The following is a 13,349-nucleotide window of genomic DNA, read 5'->3' on the forward strand; positions in this document are numbered from 1 at the left end:
ATATATAGACAAGACGAGGAGGGGTTGGAATGAGACTGTTACTGACGTCGGCCGGGATTAAAAATGACCGGATTAAACAAGCGTTACTCGAGTTGTTAGGGAAACCGATTGAGGAGTGTACCGCCCTGTGCATCCCGACCGCGATTTACGCGTTGCCGGGTGGGACGAATCACGCGTGGGACTTTTTCAACGGTGATTTCTCGACGCCGATGTGTGAGTTAGGGTGGAAGTCGGTCGGGGTCCTCGAATTGAGTGCCCTCCCAAGCCTTGATGAAACGGTGTGGAGACCGGCGTTCGACGAGGCGGATGTGTTGTTGGTCAACGGAGGCGACCCCCTGTTCTTGCATTATTGGATGCAGCAGTCCGGTGTCGCGCAGCTGTTACCGGATTGGAATGGCGTCTATGTCGGTTTGAGTGCCGGCAGCATGGTTATGACCCCGAGAATCGGGGAGGCGTTTGTCGGTTGGCAGGCGCCAGGCGTGCAAAGCGATGAGACGCTAGGCTACGTCGATTTTTCGATTTTCCCTCACCTCGATCATGAGATGTTGCCGGAGAACACGTCCGAGCATGCGACCGAATGGGCAGGCATGTTGGCTGGGCCGAGCTACGCCATCGATGACGAGACGGCGATTCGAGTCGTCGACGGTCGTGTAGACGTGATTTCGGAAGGGAATTGGCTGAAGTTTTAACGAAACGAACGGCCGCGGATGATCACATCCGCGGTCTTTTGCTTGAAGCGGACTTCTTGCACGCGCATAATATAAAATTGATCGGGCCCGACGTGTGAAGCGCGTGCGAACCGGGAAAGAAAAAGTTACCGATTCCGGACCGTTCGCGAGATATGGTACGATTGGACAGCGGAAAGGGGAATCATCATGGCAATTGAACCGAAACGCGTACGTGTGCGCCAAAAGACGACGATCAGTGAGATCGCGGAACCGATCGAGCTGCAAGCCGAGGGGCTCTATTATGAATTGAAGACCGGCTTCATCTTGACGTTCGATCAAGAACGGGAAGACGGTGTCGTTCCGACGACAATCAAATATACGACAGGCCGGCTCGCGCTCATCTGTAAAGGACCGATCGAGATGAATCATTCCTTTATCGAAGGACGTTTGACGCAAAGCCTATATAAAAACCCATATATGTCGATGACGATGGCGACGACGACAGAGCGACTCGATGTCGCGGACGGCCGTTGCCGCTTCGTCTACGAGTTATCGATGAACGAAGACGTGGCGGGAAATTATGACGTCGACGTCACATGGACGTTTGAAGGAGGAGAGTTCGCATGAATTTTGCAGAACGCGTGAAAAAGATTGAAGAGATGTTGAACGAGGATTGGTTCGAGATGCTCGAGACGAACGAGGACGAGTATGAAGAGTGGCGTGGCCGCCTCGAGGACCATGCTGAGCAGGTCGTCGGGCACTATGACAACGAGACCGGTGTCGATATGGACTCGGTCGACAAGTTGCTCCAGTTGAACGATGAGTTCCCGCTTCTTTATGGAGAAGATACGGTCCGGCTTTACGTCGCGTTGATCGAGGCGCGGCCGGAAGACAAGTCGGTGTACGAACGCTATATCGATTATTTGGCGGCCATCGGTGACGCGACACATGAGGAATTTTTACGGTTCCACACGCTCGTCGAGGCTGGCCGTTTAGACGAGGCCCGTACGCTCGCCCCACAGATGCCAAAACGACTAGGATTAGAAGACTGACCCGCAATCGATTGCGGGTTTTTTGCTAGATGATTCTATGAAAAAGGCGACATCTCGTCACAGGAACGTCTGTTTTCAACGTGAATCGGCTTCGTTATGATGAAGAGAGACCAATCAATTAGGGGGACGTCAGATGCTACAGCTCGTCAAAACAACGATGGCGCAACAAGCGCAAGTACTCGAATTTTTAAAGGAGTGGCGGGAGCGGGAAGAGACGATCGTCCCGAACGCGGTCGACCGCGACGCGTCTGACTTTGCGTCGTACGTCAAACAGATTCGTGATAAAGAGATACGGGTGAACAACGTCAGTTGGGTGCCGAGCACGACGTATTGGCTGACGGACGGGGACGAGTTGCTTGGGGCAGCGAATATCCGCCACGAATTGAACGACAACCTCCTCAACTTTGGGGGCCACATCGGTTACGGCATCAAGCCGAGCGCACGTGGACGCGGTCTGGCAACGAAACAGCTCGAGCTCGCGCTCGAGAAAGCGAAAGAACTCGGGATTGAGCGGGCGTTGATTACGTGTGACCGGACGAACGTGGCGTCACGCCAAGTCATCTTGAATACCGGAGGAATACCGGACACACCGTTCAAAGCGGAAGGTGGGAAAATCGTCGAGCGGTTTTGGATTGAACTGAAAGGGTGACGTGAGATGGCGAACTGGATCGTGGTCTATTTAGCACTGATCAATTTTTTCGGAATCTATCTGTTTCCACGAGACCGGGTACCGTCTCAAAAATGGTTCTCATTTTCGAGCGGAATCGCCATCACGTACTTTTTCATGTATCTCTTGCCGTCCTTGAACAAGCGGCAAGACACGCTCCGGGTCGAATGGCTCGACCTGGCCTTGCCGTCGGAGATTTATGTCATCAGCTTGCTCGGCTTCACCGTCTTTTATGGGACGATGCGTGTCGTTCGAACGCCACACTTCAAAGACGAGACGATTGATCAGAACGTGTCGTATTGGCTCCAAGTGACGCTGTTGACGGCATATATGTCGTTCTCGGCTTACGTCGTTACGGCATCATCCGTCACGTTCGTCGCCCGCAGCTTCTACGCAACGGCGCTCGGCGTCCACTTCCTCGCTGTCGGTCACGACTTGTATCGCCATTACGGGGAACGCTACCTTCGGCAAGGACGTTATTTGTTGAGCGGCGGCATCCTCATCGGCGGTTTCTTCTCCCGTTTCATCGATCTCGCCTCGCACGTCGAGGCCATCTTGTTCGCGTTTGTCGCCGGGGCGATGATTCTGAATATCGTCAAGTTCGAACTTCCAGCCGACCGCAACCTCCACTTCCGGACGTTCGTCCTCGCGGTCGTCGGGTATGGCGGCATCCTCTTATTCTTGAAGCATGTGCTCAATTTTTGACCCCTTCGATAAAAATGAATGACTGTTCATTCATTGTTTGATATACTGAATTCAAGATTGAATCCGTTTTCATAAGGGGGAGTTTTGGGGATGTCTACATTTTTAATCGTCAACTGGATTCTATTCTTGCTCGTCCTCGGCTATGGACTGTATTTGTTCGCCTCGCTGGTCTATCAGCGCTATACGTTCATCAAGCTCGGGAAGCAGGCAGAGTGGAGCCAAACGAATAAGGAACGGCTCGAACAGGTCATGATCAACGTGTTCGGCCAAAAGAAATTGTTAAAAGACAAGAAGAGCGGCATCATTCACGTCATGATGTTCTATGGGTTCATCCTCGTCCAGTTCGGGGCCATCGACTTCATCTGGAAAGGGCTTGCTGTCGGGACACGTTTCCCGCACATCCCGCTCGGTCCGCTCTATCCAATTTTCACGTTCATGCAAGAAATCGTCATGCTCATGATTCTTGTCGCGGTCGTTTGGGGATTCTACCGCCGTTACATCGAGAAGCTCGTGCGCTTGAAACGAAACTTCTTGGCCGGCCTCGCCCTCATCTTCATCGGTGGGCTGATGGTATCGGTCTTGTTCGGGAACGGGTTCTACCTCGTCTATAAGGAAGAACTTCCGATGTGGGGTGAACCGGTCGCGACGCTCATCGGTTCGGCGTTTGCTTGGGTACCGGGAGGGGTCGCCTTCGCCTTGTTCGTCGTCTTCTGGTGGCTTCATCTCTTGTTCTTGCTCAGCTTCATGATTTATATCCCGCAAGGCAAGCACGCCCACTTGATCGCCGGGACGCTCAACGTCTGGCTCGGACGGACGCACCAGGTCGGTCGTCTCGCTCCGGTCGATTTCTCGGCGATGGAAGAAGCCGAGGAGTCGGACGAAGAAGTCGTCTTCGGGGTCAATAAAATCGAAGACTTCAACCAAAAACAACTCGTCGATTTGTATGCCTGTGTCGAGTGCGGACGCTGTACGAACGTCTGCCCGGCGACCGGGACCGGTAAGATGCTGTCGCCGATGGACCTCATCGTCAAGCTGCGCGACCATATGAACATGAAAGGGGCCGCCGTCACCCGGAAGTCACCGTGGGCACCGGCGCTCTTGTTCCAAAACACACAAGGGGCCGAGATTGCCGCCGCGGCCCAAGACGGGCATATGCTCGTCGCCGATGAGTTGATTGGCAACGTCATCACCGAAGAAGAGATTTGGGCATGTACGACGTGCCGCAACTGTGAGGACCAATGTCCGGTCATGAACGAGCACGTCGACAAGATTATCGATTTGCGCCGTTACCTCGTCATGATGGAAGGCAAGATGGATCCAGAAGCGCAGCGTACAGTCGCCAATATCGAACGTCAAGGCAACCCGTGGGGGATGAACCGGAAAGAGCGCGAGAATTGGCGCAAAGACCGGGAAGAACTTGTCATCCCGACGGCAAAAGAGAAGAAAAAGGCCGGCGAAGAGTTCGAATTCCTCTTCTGGGTCGGGGCGATGGGCTCATACGACAGCCGTAGCCAAAAAGTCGCGCAAAGCTTTGCGAGCGTCTTGAACAAGGCCGGCGTCTCATTCGCCATCCTTGGTAACGAAGAGAAGAACTCAGGGGATACGCCACGCCGCATCGGGAACGAGCTGTTGTTCCAAGAGCTCGCCGAAGCGAACATCAAACTGTTCGAGAAGTATGGGGTCACGAAAATCGTCACGGTCGACCCGCACGCGTATAACACGTTCAAAAACGAGTATCCGGACTTTGGACTCACGGGTGTGAAAGTGTATCACCATACCGAGCTCCTCGCCGAGCTGCTCGATACGGGCCGTGTCAAACCGGACTTCTCCGTGAACGAGCGTGTCGTCTATCACGACTCATGTTATCTCGGACGCTATAACGGTATTTACGACGCCCCACGTTTCGTCTTGGAACGCATCCCAGGTGTCGAACTCGTCGAGGCGGAGCGGAACCGTGAGAACGGCATGTGCTGCGGCGCCGGTGGCGGTCTCATGTGGCAAGAAGAGAAAGTCGGGACGCGCGTTAACGTGGCCCGGACCGAGCAGTTGCTCGAGACGAAACCGACGGTCATCGGGTCGGCATGTCCGTACTGTTTGACGATGCTCTCGGACGGGACGAAAGCGAAAGAAGTCGATGAGACGGTCGGTACGTTCGACGTCGTCGAATTGCTTGATCGCTCCCTCGCTCCAATCGAAGTACCAGAACCGATTGTCCAATAAAAACAAGGCACGGTCCGCGGACCGTGCCTTGTTTGTCGTTAGTGCATCTCGGAAGTGGCCAATAAGGAAGACGTCAGGTGTGATAGTCCTTGCGTCGTCTCATTGATGGCCGAAATCGTCTCGACCATTTGGCCGAGGTCTTGCTTGTTTCGTTCGAACGACATGACGTAATTGCCCATCTCGTCTTTGACGGTCGAGAAGCCAGCTTTGACGGCACCGAGTTGACGCATTGCCTCGTCGTTCGTTCGATGCATCTGTCCCATTTGATCGAGCAGGGCGGCGATGTTCGCTTCATTCTCATGGATGAGGACGTTGATTTGACTGCTCAGCTGTTTTGCATTCTCGGCAAGCGTCCGCACTTCGGTCGCGACGACGGCGAAGCCTTTACCGTGTTCACCGGCTCGGGCCGCTTCGATTGATGCGTTCAACGCCAACAAGTTCGTCTGGTTGGCAATCTGTTCGATGCTCCGAGTCATGCTGACGATTTCTTGCGAGCCGTCCTTGAGCGCGGTGATGCGATCGAGCGAGGCGTCGACGTACGTCGCTGACTGTTTGAACTCGGATTCCATCTGTTCGATTTGCTCGCCGTTCGTATGCGTCAAGCTCATCAAGTGACGGCTCATCTTCTCCGTCTGCTCGGTCTCGGACAACACTTGATGGGCTCGCTTGCTCGTCTCGGACATGGCGTGACCGGTCTGCTCCATCGTCGTCGCGACTTCCGTGCTGACGCGACTGACATCGTTCAATAGCGTCGCTCGGGCGACGTTTGCCGATTCAATCTCATCGAGACGCGCATCGACGTACTGCTCAGTGACGATTTGGGCGTCCAAGTTCATCGCATGGGACAATGCGAGGAGCGATTCGGTCAATGTGGCCGGGTCGTGTTGATACGTCTCGACGATTTTTGGGACGAGCAACGTGTTGAAGGCGGAATACGTCGCGAGGAACCAGACGACTGGCACCGCGTAGTGGTGATGCGTCTGTCCCATCCGTTTGCGCATCGCGAGAAACTTGTCATCGATGTTCCCGGTCAATAGGCTCCGGAAGTAGTCAGCGAACACTTTTTTAAGCCGCTCACGTGTCGACGAGGCGTTGGCGATTTGGACCATCTCAGGCTGCAACATCAAGTGGTCGAGGACGTTTTCGAGGACATCGTCTAACACGGACTCGACGAGCGGGGCCATGTCTTGAAGTCGCTTCACTTGCGACGCCGTATAACCCATATAATGGGTGCGCCCGTTCAAATTTGGATCGGTCGGTCGTGCGGTCTTAGCCACATCAGGGAAGCCGATCGACGCGGTGTAGGCGGTAGGTTTTGATTTACGGAACAGTGCCATGTTTCATTCTCCTTTTTCTCGTACAGCTAAAATAGCGTTCTATTCTATATCGGCAAATATGTGAAAAAACTGAGGAGCTGATGTGTGATTCGAGAGGTTCTCGAATGGAAGGGGGCGGGAAAGAAGGAAAGGAGAGCGATTCAATCATTTTCTAGAAATGAGGTATCTTTAATGAAAAACACGGTCGTGTTATTGACGATTGTCAGTGCCCTCAGCAGTCAAATCTTGCCTCAAATTTTATTTTTGTCCATCATGGCGGTCGAAGACGGCGTCGGACGATTAATCCCGTTCATGATTTTTTACGTGGCGAGTATGTCGGGACTGCTTCTATGGGTGTACATCATTGGTCGCCTTGGCTCGAAACAGACATTCTTACTGGCGCTGACCGTCTTGGTGACCGGACTCATCTGCTTTTTGCTGCCGTTTGGCTGGGCGATCGAATTGAGCGCTTTTCTTGTCGGTGTCGGATCGATCGGTGTCGGGTCGATTATGACGACGATTTTGTCACAGCTGAAGGAACTGTCCACCACAGACGAGTCGACGGATCAGAAAGGGAGTTCGCTCCCGCTCGTACTCGCACTCGTTGCCTGGATCGTCATTTTCTCTTATGTGCTGACTCGATCATATGACGAGGCTGTCATCCTCTTCCTCGTCAGTCTGATCCTGCCTTGGCTGTTCGTGAGAAAGTTGCCGCTCGAGAAAACGGCGACGTGGGCATGGGCGACAGGGAAGTTCGTGCTTGCCTTCATCACCGTCACCGTGTTCACGTTGGTGAGCCGTCTCCTCAGCCTGTTGGAAGGGGCGAGCGGGTATGTGGAAATCTTTTTATTGATGATTATTTTGCTCGGCTACGTCGGGTGGGTATTGTTCCAGGAGCGGACGAGAACGTACGTCAGTGCCACCCGGACGCGCCAAGTTCAACTGCTCGCGTTCGTCGTCGGGTTGTTCGGCGGCTGGACGTTGATTGGCGCCGTATTCATCAGTCTGGCCCTATATTCGTTTCAAGTGCTCTTATTCTACGTGTTCATGCCGTTCTTGGCGGGCGTCATCGGCTGGATATTATTGAACCGTGTGTTCGACGTGGCGCGTCATCCTTACTACGTCCTGCTCGTCACGTCGCTGCTATTCTTCCTCGGATTCTTGGAGCCGCTCGTGTTCATCCCGGTCCTGTTTGTGAGTGGGTACGTCCAGACGATGTATGCGAGTGCGGGTCATGTCTATCTATATGCATCGTATGGGGACAATAAAGAGTTCGCCTCGCTGCTCTTGCAACTATGGAAACGGTTCGGGATGGTCGTCGCGTATTCCGCGCTCATGGTTGGATTGCTCGGCTACGGCCTATATACTGGCCAGTCCGTCAATGCAGAGTTGTCCTTCAAAGTCCCGCGCGGTTGGATGCTCGGGGTGCTCGGTTTGACGTGGATCTTCAACGTCGGATTGATTACGCTCTATTGGTTACGCATCCAAAAAACCGTTGAAACTTCAAAATAATTTCCTCTAGCTTTTTCATATCGGTTTTGTTTATAATGAGGAGTGATGTTTAACTAGTGACGGAAAAGGAGTGTCCTTTAATGAATAAATCGTTGATCGATTTCGTTTACGAAATTCTTCAAAAGACTGGCGAGCAACCAGTGTCATTTGATGAGATTCGTGAGCTGATCAGACAAAACTATACGTTCGCAAGTGAAGAGGAGGAGCTCGAGAAAATCGCGCAACTCTACACGGACATGAACATCGACGGACTATTCGTCAACTTGGGAGCTAACCGTTGGGCGCTTCGTGTTTGGTATCCGTTCGATAAGTCAGACGAAGATCTCGTCATCGAAGCACGCCAGCGCGGTGAGCTCGATGAGTTCGAAGAAGAGATCGATGAGACGGATGAAGGCATCGTCGACATTGAAGACGACCTTGACGTCTTTGCAAAAGGTGAAGATTTTGACGCATCTGAGTTCGATGCTGAGGATGAAGCCGAAAAAGTGGAAGGCCTTGACGAGTTCGAGGACGAAGACTTGGACGACGACCTCGACCTTAAAGACGAGGATGATTTATAAGAGACCGCAAAAAGCCGGGCATTTGTCCCGGCTAGGCGTGTCTCTTTTTCTTTTTTGACAGTTGAAAAAAAGAAAAAATAATGACTTGACGACTGCATCGTCTCTGACGTAAATTAGTCATGGGCTAGTTTAGCACGTAACGATGCAGCAAAAGTGTCCTCCATTTCAGTGGGGGCACTTTTGCTTTTTTTGTTTTTTCGTTTCCCGTTGTGGCATTTAAGAGAGGAGAATGATGATGACAAAGTATATTTTCGTAACAGGTGGGGTAGTATCTTCACTCGGTAAAGGGATCACAGCCGCTTCACTCGCACGTCTACTCAAAAACCGAGGTTTGAACGTGACGATTCAGAAGTTTGACCCGTATATCAATATCGACCCAGGAACGATGAGCCCGTACCAGCACGGAGAGGTGTTCGTCACAGATGACGGCGCTGAGACGGACCTTGACCTCGGTCACTACGAGCGCTTCATCGACATCAACTTGTCGCAAAACGCCAACGTGACGTCAGGTCGCATCTACTCGACGGTCTTGAAAAAAGAGCGTCGTGGCGATTATAACGGGGGAACGGTCCAAGTCATTCCACACATCACGAATGAGATTAAAGACCGCGTCTTCCGCGCCGGTCGCGAGACGAACGCAGATGTCGTCATCACAGAGATTGGTGGAACAGTCGGGGACATCGAGTCGCTTCCGTTCATCGAGGCCATTCGTCAAGTGAAAAACGATATCGGCAAAGAGAACGTCATGTACGTTCACTGTACGCTCGTCCCTTATCTCCGCGCTGCCGGTGAGATGAAGACAAAACCGACCCAACATAGCGTCAAAGAGCTCCGCAGTTACGGGATTCAGCCGGATATCATTGTCCTCCGTACCGAGCACGATATCCCAGAAGAGATGCGGGAAAAGATTGCCTTGTTCTGTGATACACGTAAAGAAGCGGTCATCGAGGCACAAGATGCGTCGACGCTTTACGAAGTGCCGCTCAACCTTCAAAAGCAAGGAATGGACCAACTCGTCAACGATTACTTCGGCTTCAACACGCCGGCCGCTGACATGACGGCTTGGAAAGAGCTCGTGCACACGGTCACGCACCTCGAGAAGAAAGTCAAAATCGCTCTCGTCGGAAAATACGTCGAACTTCGTGACGCGTACATCTCGGTAGCAGAATCGCTCAAGCACGCCGGTTACGCCTTCAACGCCGACATCGATATCGATTGGGTCAACGCTGAAGAGGTGACGGCAGAGAATGTCGAGACGCTTCTCGGAGACGCAGACGGGATTCTCGTCCCAGGCGGATTTGGAGAACGCGGCATCGAAGGGAAAATCGAAGCGACGCGTTATGCGCGTGAGAACAACGTCCCATTCTTCGGGATTTGCCTCGGCATGCAGCTCGCGACGGTCGAGTTCGCCCGTAACGTCTTGAAGCTCGACGGTGCCCACTCGGCCGAAATCGATCCGACGACGAACTATCCGATTATTGATTTGCTTCCAGAACAAAAAGATATCGAGGACCTCGGCGGCACGCTCCGTCTCGGCCTCTATCCATGCAAGCTCGAGCCAGGTACGAAAGCGCACGCCGCTTACAACCAAGAGCTCGTCTACGAGCGCCATCGTCACCGTTACGAGTTCAACAACGAGTACCGTGAAGCGTTCGAGGCAGAAGGGTTCAAGTTCTCAGGAACGAGCCCGGACGGCCGTCTCGTCGAAATCATCGAGATTCCAGAGCACAAGTGGTTCGTCGCGTCACAGTTCCACCCAGAACTCATTTCGCGTCCAGAGCGTCCGCAACGCTTGTTCCACGATTTCATCCAAGCCTCACTCGGCGAGTGAGTGGCAGGTCACAGTCTATGACTGTGGCCTTTTTTCTCGGGCAAAAGGCTGATGTGCGCAACAGCTTCAGGCGGATACATGTTGCCCGAAATCCGGGTACACTAATAGTAGAACAGGGAGAGGGCGATGCGACATGCGAGAACGAACTATGATTTATGCAGGATACGGGGGAGCGCTCGTCACGCTCAGCCTGTTGCCGTTCGTCGTCTTGCCGACGCTATTATTGCCGTATCAACTCGGGTGGACCGGGATTGTATTGCTCGCACTGTCGATTGGTCTATTGCGGTCGATTCGCGAGGGCTCGAATACGTACTTGAAACAGATGCTCAAAGTCACGTTCACGTTATTTTTGTTGTTCGTCTTCGTATACTACGTCTCGTTTGGTCTCGTCTTGTACGACTCGTACGGGCTCGAGCGGTTGCTCGAACAGTATGGCGACCAGGCGATGTGGGTGTTCGCCGCCTTCAGCTTCTTGCAGCCGATCGCGCTTCCGGTCCCGGAGGCGGTCAGTGTCCCGATCGGCAGTGTCGCCCTTGGGCCGCTTCGGGCGGCCTTAATCGGGAGCGTCGCGACGACGCTCGGCATCCTCGTCATGTACGGGCTCGCTCGGTTCGGGCGGGAACGGGTGATGCGGCTTATCGACGCCGACAAGCTCGCGACGTATGACCGATACGTGGACAAGTACGGACTTGGTGTGTTGCTCGTTTTGTTCATCATTCCGATCTTGCCTGACGAGATCATTTGTCTCGCGGCTGGGTTCAGCCGGGTGCCATTTCCTCGATTCGTTTTGATCGCCATCGGCGCGAAGCTCGTCACGTCGTTCGGTCTCGCCTATTCGGTCTCGCTCGGCGAACTGTTCATCACCGGTGCGAGTCCGTTCGCCGTCGTCTCGGTGACGGCGAGTCTCTTGCTCGTCATTTTGGCGCTCGTCTGGCGGAAGCGGAAAAAAGGGAATTCGAACTGATCCCTTGAAAGAGTAGACAGCACAGATAGAGAGGACGAGGGTATGATTTGTGATGAAGAGTTACTGATTCGACCAATTGAAGTTCGCGACTTGGATCGGTTATGGGAATTGATGTATAAGGATGAGGCACCAGAATTTAAGAAATGGGACGCGCCGTATTTTGAACATCGGGCGCAGACGTACGAGGTGTACTGTCAGAATGCGGGCGAACACGTCGGCCGTGACGACATGTGGGTCATCGAGGTCGATGGGACCGTCTATGGAACGGTTTCCTTCTATTATGAAGACGCCGGACAGAATTGGCTCGAGGTCGGGATCATCCTCCATCAAGCCGACCGCTGGAATCGTGGCATCGGCACGTGGGCGCTCAAGCTATGGGTCGGCCATCTGTTTCAGACGTTGCCAACGGTCCGGGTCGGATTGACGACGTGGTCGGGCAATGAGCGGATGATGAAAGTGGCCGAGAAGGTCGGCATGCGACTCGAAGGTCGGATTCGTCAGGTGCGCGTCGTCGACGACGTGCGTTACGACTCGATTCGCATGGGCATGTTGCGAGAAGAATGGATGACAGAAAGCGCTAAGTCTCGGTAGAGGCTTAGCGCTTTTCACGTGTGGAACAATTGGCGGTATTGGAGCGGGGTCATTTGTTTGTACGTCTTGAACGTGTTGATATAGGCCGTGCATGAGGCGAAGCGATATTTCTCACCGATGGTACAAATTGGAAAATTCGTTCCGAGTAAATCGGCGATGGACGCATCGATGCGTCGGCGCCGGATTCGTTCGGGTACACTCTCGCCGACTTCCTGTTTAAACAGGGCCGACAAATAATTGTTCGATAACCCGATTTGTCGGGCGATCCACGGGAGCGATAGTTCTGGCTCTTTCAAATGCTCTTCAATCAAATGGATGGTCGTCGTGACGTTCGGGTTCGTCGACACGGGAGGGGATAGAAACGCCATCATCTTCGTCAAATGGTCGACAATGACGGGAATGGCATAGATAAAGTCGAGTGTCGTCGTCAGTTCATCGATTAAGATGAGAAGAGCGCTCGTATAATTGAGCGCGGTCTGAACGTTTGGGTTATCGACTGGAATCAGACGGATGACGTGGTAAACGAGGCCACGGTAGTAAAAACGGACACTCATGTACTCATCGGAGACCGGAAGTTTCAATAGGTCGAGCGTCAGCGTCTCGAGCAGCTGCTCGGCCCGAATCGGATGGGCGCTGCGGAGCGCACTCACGATCTGTTGATCAAGCGTATAAAAGTTATCCACATGCTGAAAATCATCGAACAAATTTTTGTCACGATGCAGATGATTCAGAAATTGGCGTTTGATTTTGTTTTCCACCGGATGAGTCACTTCTTTCGTCGTACGATCGGGAACCGTTTATTTATTTCGTGGAACGTTCCGTTTAGTCACTTGCTTTAATTCGGCGATTTCGCGAGCGAGTGCTTCTTCACGGGAACGTGCGGATGATTCGAGGTGGTGTTCGAGTTCCTTACTTTTTTGTCGATACGTTTCAGCGACTTCTTTCGTACGCTGTTGATGCTGATTGAGTTGTTTGTTGTACGCATCGAGATCAATTGGCTTTTTCGTCATACATCATATGCCCCTTTCAAAAGACGGTCAAACAGACAGGCGCGGTGCAAGCGAGGCTTGGCCCGCAGTTTCATCGAGGAAACGATTCCTGTCCTTAGCTTACGAAGGGGGTGAAAGGTTGGAAAGTTAGGTCAACACGAAAGAAGTGGTGAAAAAGATGAAAAATGTGACGAAATTGTGTCCGTAGCATATCCCATTTCTCACACTACTCGATGAATTGCACAAACCACAAAAAAACCGCAGACATGAAGTC

The 13,349-nt window shown here is 52.9% G+C and carries 14 protein-coding genes; 11 read left to right on the top strand and 3 right to left on the bottom strand.

Annotated features, from left to right (window positions below; translation table 11 throughout):
* Nucleotides 1–29: 29 nt before the first annotated feature.
* From KNP71_RS05570 to KNP71_RS05595, 6 genes are all read left to right on the top strand, one after another.
* Entirely contained in the window at nucleotides 30–689 is a 660-nt protein-coding gene (locus KNP71_RS05570; RefSeq protein ID WP_214714466.1) for a Type 1 glutamine amidotransferase-like domain-containing protein, read from the top strand.
* A 186-nt stretch (nucleotides 690–875) separates the two neighbouring features.
* Nucleotides 876–1,295, top strand: a complete 420-nt coding sequence (locus KNP71_RS05575) for a YwiB family protein (RefSeq protein WP_021066081.1) — start codon at nucleotides 876–878, stop codon at nucleotides 1,293–1,295.
* Nucleotides 1,292–1,720, top strand: a complete 429-nt coding sequence (locus KNP71_RS05580; RefSeq protein WP_021066082.1) for a hypothetical protein — start codon at nucleotides 1,292–1,294, stop codon at nucleotides 1,718–1,720. The genes KNP71_RS05575 and KNP71_RS05580 overlap by 4 nt, the downstream gene beginning before the upstream one ends.
* A 133-nt stretch (nucleotides 1,721–1,853) precedes the next feature.
* Nucleotides 1,854–2,369 carry a GNAT family N-acetyltransferase gene (locus tag KNP71_RS05585; RefSeq protein ID WP_214830269.1) on the top strand — a complete coding sequence of 172 codons (516 nt, stop codon included), beginning with the start codon at nucleotides 1,854–1,856 and terminating at the stop codon, nucleotides 2,367–2,369.
* 6 nt (nucleotides 2,370–2,375) lie between these two features.
* Nucleotides 2,376–3,092 carry a hypothetical protein gene (locus KNP71_RS05590; RefSeq protein WP_214830271.1) on the top strand — a complete coding sequence of 239 codons (717 nt, stop codon included), beginning with the start codon at nucleotides 2,376–2,378 and terminating at the stop codon, nucleotides 3,090–3,092.
* A 90-nt stretch (nucleotides 3,093–3,182) separates the two neighbouring features.
* On the top strand, nucleotides 3,183–5,312 hold the full coding sequence (locus KNP71_RS05595) for a (Fe-S)-binding protein (protein WP_021066085.1): 2,130 nt from the start codon (nucleotides 3,183–3,185) through the stop codon (nucleotides 5,310–5,312).
* A gap of 38 nt (nucleotides 5,313–5,350) precedes the next feature.
* On the opposite strand, the gene KNP71_RS05600 is transcribed toward KNP71_RS05595, so the two are convergent.
* Nucleotides 5,351–6,649 carry a methyl-accepting chemotaxis protein gene (locus tag KNP71_RS05600; protein ID WP_214714464.1) on the bottom strand — a complete coding sequence of 433 codons (1,299 nt, stop codon included), beginning with the start codon at nucleotides 6,647–6,649 and terminating at the stop codon, nucleotides 5,351–5,353.
* Nucleotides 6,650–6,820: 171 nt separating this feature from the next.
* Here KNP71_RS05600 and KNP71_RS05605 point away from each other — a divergent pair, with 171 nt between their 5' ends.
* The 5 genes from KNP71_RS05605 (at nucleotide 6,821) to KNP71_RS05625 (ending at nucleotide 12,086) form a co-directional block, all read left to right on the top strand.
* The gene (locus tag KNP71_RS05605; RefSeq protein WP_214714462.1) at nucleotides 6,821–8,140 is read left to right on the top strand and encodes a hypothetical protein; all 1,320 of its coding nucleotides are present in this window, start codon (nucleotides 6,821–6,823) and stop codon (nucleotides 8,138–8,140) included.
* A gap of 80 nt (nucleotides 8,141–8,220) precedes the next feature.
* Nucleotides 8,221–8,700: a DNA-directed RNA polymerase subunit delta gene (gene rpoE, locus KNP71_RS05610; protein ID WP_029594652.1), complete on the top strand. Its 480-nt coding sequence runs from the start codon at nucleotides 8,221–8,223 to the stop codon at nucleotides 8,698–8,700.
* A 235-nt stretch (nucleotides 8,701–8,935) separates the two neighbouring features.
* Nucleotides 8,936–10,531, top strand: a complete 1,596-nt coding sequence (locus KNP71_RS05615) for a CTP synthase (RefSeq protein ID WP_021066089.1) — start codon at nucleotides 8,936–8,938, stop codon at nucleotides 10,529–10,531.
* A gap of 133 nt (nucleotides 10,532–10,664) precedes the next feature.
* A complete protein-coding gene (locus tag KNP71_RS05620; protein ID WP_214714460.1) occupies nucleotides 10,665–11,495 on the top strand; it encodes a TVP38/TMEM64 family protein in 831 nt (276 codons plus the stop codon).
* A gap of 42 nt (nucleotides 11,496–11,537) precedes the next feature.
* Nucleotides 11,538–12,086 carry a GNAT family N-acetyltransferase gene (locus KNP71_RS05625; protein WP_214714458.1) on the top strand — a complete coding sequence of 183 codons (549 nt, stop codon included), beginning with the start codon at nucleotides 11,538–11,540 and terminating at the stop codon, nucleotides 12,084–12,086.
* 14 nt (nucleotides 12,087–12,100) lie between these two features.
* On the opposite strand, the gene KNP71_RS16000 is transcribed toward KNP71_RS05625, so the two are convergent.
* Entirely contained in the window at nucleotides 12,101–12,769 is a 669-nt protein-coding gene (locus KNP71_RS16000) for a helix-turn-helix transcriptional regulator (protein WP_214714456.1), read from the bottom strand.
* Between the two features lie 114 nt (nucleotides 12,770–12,883).
* A complete protein-coding gene (locus KNP71_RS05635) occupies nucleotides 12,884–13,096 on the bottom strand; it encodes a hypothetical protein (RefSeq protein ID WP_029594656.1) in 213 nt (70 codons plus the stop codon).
* Nucleotides 13,097–13,349 lie beyond the last annotated feature (253 nt).

This window comes from Exiguobacterium sp. s56, from assembly GCF_018618255.1.
GTDB lineage: Bacteria > Bacillota > Bacilli > Exiguobacteriales > Exiguobacteriaceae > Exiguobacterium > Exiguobacterium chiriqhucha.

Excerpts from the sequence above, each read along its gene's own strand:
- KNP71_RS05605 (WP_214714462.1), top strand. The coding sequence starts at position 6,821 with ATGAAAAACACGGTCGTGTTATTGACGATTGTCAGTGCCCTCAGCAGT.
- KNP71_RS05615 (WP_021066089.1), top strand. The coding sequence starts at position 8,936 with ATGACAAAGTATATTTTCGTAACAGGTGGGGTAGTATCTTCACTCGGT.
- KNP71_RS05570 (WP_214714466.1), top strand. The coding sequence starts at position 30 with ATGAGACTGTTACTGACGTCGGCCGGGATTAAAAATGACCGGATTAAA.
- KNP71_RS05600 (WP_214714464.1), bottom strand. The coding sequence starts at position 6,649 with ATGGCACTGTTCCGTAAATCAAAACCTACCGCCTACACCGCGTCGATC.
- KNP71_RS05575 (WP_021066081.1), top strand. The coding sequence starts at position 876 with ATGGCAATTGAACCGAAACGCGTACGTGTGCGCCAAAAGACGACGATC.
- KNP71_RS05595 (WP_021066085.1), top strand. The coding sequence starts at position 3,183 with ATGTCTACATTTTTAATCGTCAACTGGATTCTATTCTTGCTCGTCCTC.
- rpoE (WP_029594652.1), top strand. The coding sequence starts at position 8,221 with ATGAATAAATCGTTGATCGATTTCGTTTACGAAATTCTTCAAAAGACT.
- KNP71_RS05590 (WP_214830271.1), top strand. The coding sequence starts at position 2,376 with ATGGCGAACTGGATCGTGGTCTATTTAGCACTGATCAATTTTTTCGGA.
- KNP71_RS05625 (WP_214714458.1), top strand. The coding sequence starts at position 11,538 with ATGATTTGTGATGAAGAGTTACTGATTCGACCAATTGAAGTTCGCGAC.
- KNP71_RS05585 (WP_214830269.1), top strand. The coding sequence starts at position 1,854 with ATGCTACAGCTCGTCAAAACAACGATGGCGCAACAAGCGCAAGTACTC.
- KNP71_RS05580 (WP_021066082.1), top strand. The coding sequence starts at position 1,292 with ATGAATTTTGCAGAACGCGTGAAAAAGATTGAAGAGATGTTGAACGAG.
- KNP71_RS05620 (WP_214714460.1), top strand. The coding sequence starts at position 10,665 with ATGCGAGAACGAACTATGATTTATGCAGGATACGGGGGAGCGCTCGTC.
- KNP71_RS05635 (WP_029594656.1), bottom strand. The coding sequence starts at position 13,096 with ATGACGAAAAAGCCAATTGATCTCGATGCGTACAACAAACAACTCAAT.